Raw genomic sequence first — 7533 nt, 5'->3', positions numbered from 1 at the left:
ACCCACACCAACCAGCCGATCGCGCCGGCCAGCACCATGTTACAGAACAGGGCCCAGATGAAATTCGGCGTCGAGTGACGGCAATGGGCTCGAGCCGAAGCGCGATCGCCAGGAGCGACCGACAGGTGCAGGGCAAGCAGCGGTAGCAGCGCGATCGGCGCCGGGGGATCTCGCGGTCCGCGACGGGGCCCGGGGTTGGTTGGCTCATTGGCACGCCGGCGGATTTCGGCAAGGCCGCGATCCCGGCGGACCCAGGCACGACACCTGTCACCTTCTTATACCCGACGACGGAACTCAAGCAATCGACGAGCATCTTGACTAAGGTGAAAGCAGGTCATCGAAGGTGATGACCATGATGAACCGGTCGGCTCGATGGCAGCCGGCCCCGCCCATGAAGCACGGCATCTCGGTCGGGCGGGCGGTCAACCATGGAGGTCGCATCATGCTTTCCTGGGCACTGATCTTTCTGATCGTGGGAATCATCGCCGGCGTACTGGGCCTGAGCGGCGTCGCCGGTGCGGCGACACAAATCGCCTGGATCCTGTTCGTCGTCGGCCTGGTCCTGGCGATCGTGTTCTTCCTGATGGGTCGCAGACCGCCGGTCTGACGCCACCAACCAGCAAGACAAAAAACCCCGGCATTGCCGGGGTTTCGTCGTTTCGGCAAGACGCGGCAGCCGTCAGATCCGGCCGTAGACCTCGCCGCCCTTCTCGACGAACTCGATCGACTTCTCCTCCATGCCGCGACGCAGCGCCTCCTCCTCGTCGACGCCCAGCTGGTCGGCATACTCGCGGACCTCCTGGGTGATCTTCATCGAGCAGAAGTGCGGCCCGCACATGGAGCAGAAATGCGCCACCTGGTGCGCCTCCTTGGGCAGGGTCGCGTCGTGGTACTCGCGCGCCCGCTCCGGGTCGAGCGACAGGTGGTACTGGTCCAGCCAGCGGAACTCGAAGCGCGCCTTGGACAGGGCGTTGTCACGTACCTGCGTGCCCGGGAAGCCCTTGGCCAGATCCGAGGCGTGGGCGGCGATCTTGTAGGTGATCACGCCCTCGCGCACGTCGTCCTTGTCCGGCAGGCCGAGGTGTTCCTTGGGCGTGACGTAGCAGAGCATCGCGGTGCCGTACCAGCCGATGTTGGCCGCGCCGATGCCGCTGGTGATGTGGTCGTAGGCCGGGGCGATGTCGGTGACCAGCGGCCCGAGGGTGTAGAACGGCGCCTCGAAGCAGTCCTCGAGTTCCTTGTCCATGTTCTCCTTGACCATGTGCAGCGGCACGTGGCCCGGGCCCTCGATCATCACCTGCACGTCGTGCTTCCAGGCGATCTGGGTGAGCTCGCCGAGGGTCTTCAATTCGGCGAACTGGGCCTCGTCGTTCGCATCCGCGAGACAGCCCGGGCGCAGGCCGTCGCCCAGCGAGAACGACACGTCGTAGGCCTTCATGATCTCGCAGATCTCGTTGAAGCGCGTGTAGAGGAACGACTCCTCGTGGTGGGCGAGGCACCACTTGGCCATGATCGATCCGCCGCGCGAGACGATGCCGGTGACGCGGTCGGCGGTCATCGGCACGTAGGCCAGGCGCACGCCGGCGTGGATGGTGAAGTAGTCGACGCCCTGCTCGGCCTGCTCGATCAGCGTGTCGCGGTAGATCTCCCAGGTCAGCTCCTCGGCCTTGCCGTCGACCTTCTCGAGGGCCTGGTAGAGCGGCACGGTGCCGATCGGCACCGGCGAGTTCCTGAGGATCCACTCGCGGGTCTCGTGGATGTGCTTGCCGGTGGAGAGATCCATGATGGTGTCGCCACCCCAGCGGATGCCCCAGACCATCTTCTCGACTTCCTCGGCGATGCCGGAGGTGACCGCCGAGTTGCCGAGGTTGCCGTTGATCTTGGTACGGAAGTTCCGGCCGATGATCATCGGCTCGATTTCCGGGTGGTTGATGTTCGCCGGGATGATGGCCCGGCCGCGGGCGATCTCGTCACGGACGAACTCGGGCGTGATCTCGTCGGGGATCGATGCGCCGAACGACTCGCCCGGGTGCTGGCGCAGGAGTTTCGCGTAGCGCGGGTCGGCGCGCATTTCCTGCAGGCGGTTGTTCTCGCGGATGGCGACGTATTCCATCTCGGGGGTGATGATCCCCTGACGCGCGTAATGCATCTGGGTGACGTTGGCACCCGCCCTGGCCCGGCGCGGCGGGCGGATGTGCGAGAAGCGCAGGTTCTCGGTCTTCTCATCACGCAGGCGCTCCTGGCCGAAGCGCGAGGTCGGGCCGTCGAGCTGCTCGGTGTCGTTGCGCTCCTCGATCCACGCCTGGCGCAGCGGCGCGAGCCCCTTGAGCAGATCGATCTCCACGTCCGGGTCGGTGTACGGGCCGGAGGTGTCGTAGACCGGGATCGGCGGGTTGGAGACGATGCCCGAGTCGTTCTGCGTCGCCGTCTGGCTGATCTCGCGGAAGGGGACGCGGATGTCCGGGCGCGAGCCGACCGAGTAGCGCTTGTGACTGGCGGGGAACGGGGCGATGACCGTCTCGGAGAGTTTCGCGGTCTTCTGCAGGAAATCGCTGGGGATTGCGCTCATGGGTATGCCACCTGTGCAACGGTTGGGGCATGCACGACGAGCGCCGACTGGTCACGGAGAGAGATGTCTCGTTTTGTGCCAGACAGACTTCCCTACGCCGATGCAAGCCGGATCAGGTTCCAAGGGTGTTTCTCAGCCACGCCGGCCGTTCGTGGCCGGTGGGCACCCCTAGTCTGCGGATGGGTGGCCGCCGAACACCGTCCGGGCAGCCACCGTCATGGGCGGGACGCTACCCCAGCGGCCGGCAAATAACAAGTTCCAGCACGGCTTTCAGTGACTTAGAACGACGCAACGACGCCCCCATCACCTGCCGGAAGTTGCCGGGGCGGGGGAAAACCCGTAAATTACCGCGCACTCAATTATCCGAGAACAGAGCCGAATCATGCCCACCGACATCGAACTGGCCCGCTTCAACATGGTCGAGCAACAGATCCGCCCCTGGGACGTGCTCGACAAGCGCGTTCTGGAGGTGTTCTTCAATGTCCCGCGCGAGCGTTTCGTGCCGGACACCGAGCGGGTGCATGCCTTCGCCGACGTGGCGGTGCCGATCGGTCACGGCCAGACGATGCTGCCGCCGGTGGTCGAGGGACGCATCCTGCAGCACCTGCAGGTCCAGCCCGGTGAACGCGTGCTCGAGATCGGCACCGGCACGGGCTTCTTCACCGCCGCGCTCGCCTCGCTGGGCAACAGCGTGCGTTCGGTGGACATCTTCCCCGACTTCACCGAACGAGCCGGCGGCCTGCTGGCCGAACTCGGCTTCGAGCGGGTCGTGCTGGAGACCGGCGATGCCCACGATGGCTGGGCGGGCGAGGAACGCTTCGACGTGATCGTCTTCACTGCCGCTCGCGCCACGATGCCCGAGGCAAGCTTCCGCCAGCTCAACGTCGGCGGCCGCCTGCTGGCGATCACCGGCACGGGGGCCATCCAGACCGTCTCCATGGTCACCCGCGAATCGGACACCCAGTTCCGTACCGATTCGCTGTTCGAGACCCGCACCGGCTACCTGATCGGCGCCGAGCCCCAGCCGACCTTTTCGCTCTGATCCGACCACCTCGGCGAACTCGGCACGCTCACGCCGACATGACACGGCCCCGGTCTCTCAACCGGGGCCGTTCTGCGCTAAGCTCTGCTACCGAATCGCACGCCAGCCGGGGAATTTCCCACTGGAGCAGCCGGCCGCCGTGATACGCCTTGCCGGTGAATCGCCCACTGGGGTATCGTGCCGATAGTTAGTAGGCTAATAACAAGTTACGCGCCCAATCGTACCGAGGTACCGCCGCCATGCCAGTCCGTCGCCTCCACCCCGTCTTCGGCCGGGGCGGCCCTCGTGGCCCTGCCCGACCGTTCCGCCGTGCCGCTCTGTCGGTTGCCATCGGCCTGGGGCTGTCGCTTGGGAGCGGCACGACGATGGCCGAGGATCTCCTCGACATCTATGCGCTCGCCGAGCAGAACGACCAGCAACTGCGCGCCGCCGAGCAGCAACGACTCTCCGTCGAGCAGAACATTCCCATCGAACGCGCGGACCTGCTGCCGCAGATCGGCGCTCAGGCGGGTGTCAATTATCGTCGCAGCGATACCACCATCGGCGAACCCGCCCAGGGGCCGGACAGCAGTGACGGGGTGAGCGGCGATCTGTTCCTGCGTCTCGACCAGACGATCTTCAACCGCACCGATCAACTCGAGGTCGGCCGTGCGGAACTGGAAGTGCGCCAGGCGGCCATCGACTACGAAAAGGCGCGCCAGGACCTGATCCTGCGCACGGGCCAGGCCTACTTCCGGGTGCTGAACGCCGATGCGCAGCTACAACTGGCCCAGGCCAACCGCACGGCGCTCAAGCGCCAGCTCGAACGGGCCCAGCGTCAATACGAGGTGGGCATGGTCGCCGTGACCGACGTGGCCGACGCCCAGTCCGAATACGATCAGGCCGATGCCCAGATCATCGCCGCCCGCAACGAACTCAACAATGCCGAAGCGGCCCTGGGCACCATCATTGGCCAGATCGCCACGGATCTCGACGACATCCGCACCAATCTCGACGTCGCCGCCCCAGAGCCGGCCGACCCCGAGGAGTGGATCGAACTGGCCCTGGCCCAGAACCTCGACCTGCAGAGTGCGACCATCGGCACGCGCATCGCCCAGCAGGCCGTCGACATAAACCGCTCGGCGCGCGCACCCACCGTGGGCCTGAACGCTCAGTACGGCTACGACAACAGCTACCAGGGCGGCGGACTGAACCGTCAGGGTCGGAGCGGATCACTCAACGGCCAGGTCGGTGTCCAGGTCGAATTGCCCATCTACACCGGCGGACGGATCAATTCGCGCTCGCGCAAGGCGGCCTTCGACTATCAGCGCAGCCAGTTCGACCTGGATGGTCAACGCCGCCAGGTCCGCCAGGAGACCTCCGACAGCTACCGCGGAGTGCAGACCTCTATCGGTGAGATCACTGCCTTCCGTCAGTCCGTCGAGTCCGCGCGCACCAGCCTGGTCGCCACGGAAGCGGGCTACGGCGTGGGCACACGCACCATCGTCGACGTGCTCAACGCCGAGTTGCGCGTGTTCGAGGCCATGGCCAACTACCTCGACGCCCGTTACGGCTATATCACGAACCTGTTGCAGTTGAAGGCCGACACCGGCCAGCTCACCGTCGCCGACCTGGAGGCCATCAACCGCCAGCTGACCGACCAGGAAACCAACGCCCTGATCGCCCCGCTGATGGCTCGGAGCGATGACGACGGCGCCAGCGCGGCCGATACCGAGATGATGCAGCGCGTGCTCGACCGCGCCCGCGAGACGGTCTACGACGAGGACTGACGCGGTCTCTCCTGACGGCCGGGCAGTCGGTGTTCGTTCAGACCGATCAGTCCAGCCATGACGCGAGCCGATCCACGAGCCGACTGGCCGCCCCGCGGTGCTCGGCAATCACGATTCGCGCCCGCCCCCCTGCTTCCGCCCAGTCCCGGGACCGAGCGAAGCACTCGATCACCGCCGCCGCCAATGACTCGCTGCCGCCCACCTCACGGCAGGCGTCTCGTTCGCCGAGCACCGCAAAGACCTGGCGAAAATTCTGCACCGCCGGCCCGTGCAACACCGCACGCCCCACCGCCGCCGGCTCGATCGGGTTGTGCCCGCCGACCGGCACCAGCGACCCGCCCATGAAGACCACCGGCACGTCGGCAAACAATCCCGCCAGCACCCCCGCCCGGTCGACCACCAGCACCGTGGCCTCCTCGTCCGATTGCCGCCCGGGCGACCAGATCGCCAGCGAGAAGCCATGACTCTCGACCAGGCGCCTCACCTCGGCAGCACGCTCGGGGTGCCGCGGGACGAGTATCAGGCGCGCGTCGGGATAACGCCGGCGCACGGTCGCGTGAGCCTCGAGCACCTGCGCCTCTTCGTCGGGATGGGTGCTGGCCGCCAGCCAGGTATGCGCCCGTCCGTCGGGCACGGGAGGAACGGTCTCCACCACCGGCAGATCGAACTTGAGATTGCCGCAATCCTCGACCCGTCTGGCACCCAGCTCGAGGAAACGCTCCCGGTCGGCGGGGGACTGCGCACAGATCAACTCGATCCCCGCCAGCGCCTCGCGCAGCAACGGGCCTCCCCAGCGGGAGTAGCGTCGATACGATCGGTCGGACAGGCGGGCGTTGGCAATGACCAGCGGCACGGCGGCACGGTCGGCCTCGCGCACCAGATTCGGCCAGAGCTCGGTTTCCATCACCACCAGCAGCCGCGGGCGCAGGCGCGCCAACACCCGACGCTGCGCGAGGCCCAGATCGAAGGGGGCATAGAAATGCGGCAGGTCGAGCCCCCGTGCCGCCTCGGCGCCGGTCTCGGTGGTGGTGCTGATCACGATCGGAAGATCCGGCCAGCGCGCCTGCACCGCCCGGACCAGCATGGCCGCGGCACGCACCTCGCCCAGCGATACCGCGTGCAGCCACAGGGCGTCCCGGGGCAGACCGTCGCGCAGACGCCCGAACTGTTCGAAAAGTCGGCGCTGCCCCGCCGGGGCTCGCCGGTAGCGTCGCCAGGAATCGACCGCCAGCCAGGGAGACAACCCCGCGAGCAGCAGCTGATACTGCCAGCGTCTCACGGGCCGCCCCTGCCGGGCAGGGCGGATGGATCCGACGACGCCGGGACACCGGATGGGCGAACGGAATGCATGGGCGATACGCGCATGCGGCCATTATCCCTTAGAATCCGGTCCTCATGAGCCCTGCCCGCACAAACGGCCTCGACCAGGGATTGCGCGCCGCCCGCTTCGCCCTGTCCCTGCTGCCGCGACTGATCGCCGCCCTGCCGCAACGCAGGCGGATCGCGCTCGGTCGTGGGCTGGGCTGGCTGATGGCGCGCCTGCTGAAAAAGCGCCGACGCATCATGCGGGCGAACCTCGCCGTCGCCTTTCCGGAATGGAGCGCGGCCGCGCGGGACGAGCTCATCGACGAGCACTTCGCCCGGCTGGGCGCCGGCATCTGCGAGGGCTTCTGGGGCTGGTTCGGCAACCTGGAGAAGGTGCCCGAGTACCGCATCATCGGCCTGGAGCACCTCGAGGCCGCCCGGGCCGAGGGCCGCGGCGTGATCCTCAACGCCGCGCACGTCGCCGACATGGAGCTGGGCGTGTACTTCGTCTCGCGGCATGCGCCGGTGCACGCCGTCTACCGTCCCAACAACAACCCGGTGATCGACGCGCTGATCGACCAGGGCCGCGAGAAACACCTCGCCGGCCTGATCCACCGCGAGGACACCCGCGCGATGGTCCGCGCCCTGCGCGCCGGCGACGTGCTCTGGACCGCACCGGACCAGAACTACCACGGCAAGACCAGCGCCTTCATCCCCTTCCTCGGACTGCCGGCCGCCACCAACACCGCCATGCCGACACTTGCGCGCATGGGCCGGGCGGTGATCCTGCCCTACCACGTCCGCCGCTTCGGCACGCGTTACGAACTCGAGATCGAACCGCCCATCCA

Annotated in this window: 6 protein-coding genes and 1 riboswitch; of the genes, 4 read left to right on the top strand and 2 right to left on the bottom strand. The window is 67.2% G+C overall.

The window, feature by feature from the left end:
* The first annotated feature begins 442 nt into the window (after positions 1–442).
* Positions 443–607 (top strand): DUF1328 domain-containing protein, encoded by a 165-nt coding sequence (locus ACLFRM_RS08455; RefSeq protein WP_410755301.1) that lies wholly within the window; start codon positions 443–445, stop codon positions 605–607.
* Positions 608–679: 72 nt separating this feature from the next.
* Here the strand turns inward: ACLFRM_RS08455 and thiC are convergent, their stop codons facing one another.
* Positions 680–2569 carry a phosphomethylpyrimidine synthase ThiC gene (thiC, locus tag ACLFRM_RS08450; RefSeq protein ID WP_410755300.1) on the bottom strand — a complete coding sequence of 630 codons (1890 nt, stop codon included), beginning with the start codon at positions 2567–2569 and terminating at the stop codon, positions 680–682.
* A 72-nt stretch (positions 2570–2641) separates the two neighbouring features.
* Positions 2642–2749, bottom strand: a riboswitch (TPP riboswitch).
* Positions 2750–2951: 202 nt separating this feature from the next.
* Here thiC and ACLFRM_RS08445 point away from each other — a divergent pair.
* Positions 2952–3611 (top strand): protein-L-isoaspartate O-methyltransferase family protein, encoded by a 660-nt coding sequence (locus ACLFRM_RS08445; protein WP_410755298.1) that lies wholly within the window; start codon positions 2952–2954, stop codon positions 3609–3611.
* 365 nt (positions 3612–3976) lie between these two features.
* Positions 3977–5380, top strand: coding sequence for a TolC family outer membrane protein (locus tag ACLFRM_RS08440; RefSeq protein WP_410755297.1), 1404 nt, complete (start codon positions 3977–3979; stop codon positions 5378–5380).
* A gap of 46 nt (positions 5381–5426) precedes the next feature.
* On the opposite strand, the gene ACLFRM_RS08435 is transcribed toward ACLFRM_RS08440, so the two are convergent.
* Complete coding sequence (locus ACLFRM_RS08435) at positions 5427–6659, bottom strand: 3-deoxy-D-manno-octulosonic acid transferase (RefSeq protein WP_410755296.1); 1233 nt, start codon at positions 6657–6659, stop codon at positions 5427–5429.
* Between the two features lie 116 nt (positions 6660–6775).
* Between ACLFRM_RS08435 and ACLFRM_RS08430 the strand changes: the two genes are divergently transcribed.
* The coding region (locus tag ACLFRM_RS08430) for a lysophospholipid acyltransferase family protein (protein ID WP_410755295.1) at positions 6776–7533 on the top strand (758 nt) is incomplete at its 3' end.

This window comes from Guyparkeria sp. (assembly GCF_046540515.1).
GTDB lineage: Bacteria > Pseudomonadota > Gammaproteobacteria > Halothiobacillales > Halothiobacillaceae > Guyparkeria.
The sequence above is the reverse complement of the archived record's forward strand: the minus strand, read 5'-3'. Positions and strand labels throughout refer to the sequence as shown.